The organism is Actinospica durhamensis, assembly GCF_018139695.1.
Lineage (GTDB): Bacteria > Actinomycetota > Actinomycetes > Streptomycetales > Catenulisporaceae > Actinospica > Actinospica durhamensis.
In genome coordinates, this window is record NZ_JAGSOG010000580.1 from 1 (window position 1) to 1,360 (window position 1,360).

The 1,360-nt window shown below is 66.3% G+C and carries 1 protein-coding gene; it reads right to left on the reverse strand.

Annotation, left to right across the window (positions count from 1 at the left end; all coding sequences use genetic code 11):
• Positions 1-143 precede the first annotated feature (143 nt).
• Positions 144-1,076 (reverse strand): bestrophin family protein, encoded by a 933-nt coding sequence (locus KDL01_RS41150; RefSeq protein WP_212534148.1) that lies wholly within the window; start codon positions 1,074-1,076, stop codon positions 144-146.
• Positions 1,077-1,360: the final 284 nt, after the last annotated feature.

Here is a 1,360-nt window from a genome sequence, read left to right on the forward strand (position 1 = left end):
ACCCCGCCCAGGTGCTTCTGTGGTGCACGGGTCGCCGGGAGTTGGACGGTTTCCCCGGCCGAACCTCTTGGGTGTGGAATGCGGCGCGATCCGACTGCTGACGAACACCTCGCCTCGGTGTCCGCGGCGGCGAGCGCGCTGTCCTACCAGAGGTATCCGTCGACGGGCGTGGGCTTCGCCGGGCGCTGCGCGACGTCGACGAGTTCGAGGAGGTCGCGCTCGAGGTTGGTGGCCAGCGCGGTGATCGGCACGTCCTGGGTGCGGTTGGCGAAGGGCTCCTCGGTGGAGGCCCCGACGCGTTCGACCATCCGGAAGAACAGCGCGATCAACACTGCGGACGGGATGACCAGCCACCGGTAGGCCGTCAGGGCGCTTATCGCGGCGAAGGGGAACACCAGGACGTAGCAGTGTACGAATATGCGGCTGACAAAGTCGTGCGGCCGCGGAATCGGGGTGATGCTCATCCGCTCGGCCAGGGCTTGTTGGGTAGAGAGCCCGGCGAGGGCGGTCTCCATCTGGAAGTTGTCCAGGCCGCTCAGAATGCCGGCCGCGTAGCCTCGGAAGATGGCCTGGCTCTGCATGCGGGCCAGCACGGCGGGCTTGTTGTCCGCGAGGAGGACCGCGGATGCCTCGTCAGGGGGCAGGAGGCGCGCGAGTTCAGGGGCGGAGTCTTGGCCGCGCAGGTGCCGGGCGAGGCTGTGCACCCAGGCCGCCTGCCGGTTGGCGACGTCGCGCTGCCAAGCGTGGACGGTGTCGGGGTCGATGGCAGGGTCGGTGAGTTTGGCATCCGTGATACTCCACGCGACGCGCACAAGGGTGCGGGACAGACCGGTGAGTTGGGCCCAGATGGTGCTCGCCTCCCACCAGCGTTGATAGGCGGTGTTGGCGCGGAAGGCCAGCAGGATGGCGAGTGCGGTGCCCAGAACGGTGGCGAGCAGCGAGGGCAGCGCGAGCCAATGGACGCCGGCGCGGTCGACCAGGAGATAGGCCGCGCTCGAGCTACCCGCAGCGAGCACCATGTCGAACCAGATGAACGGCAGTGTCCTGCGGACGTTGAAGGATTCCTTGATAATCACCAGCTCATGCTACGGATCTCGACGTAGCAGATCCATGAGATTGTCACCCCGCCCACTCGGGCAACTCCAAACGGATGCGACACTCAGCCTGGATCCACGGATGGCTATTCGCGCGTAGGCTGGCCCCGGTGACACGAGATGCCCCCTGACCTGGAAGAATGAGGTTTGTCTAGGACCTTGTTCGACCAGTTCAGAAGGGCATCTCGCGGATGCAATCTTCTCATGCCGCCGGGCACGTCTCGGCCTCGTTCTCGGATCCGAACCTCATCGCCTCGGCCGGCCTG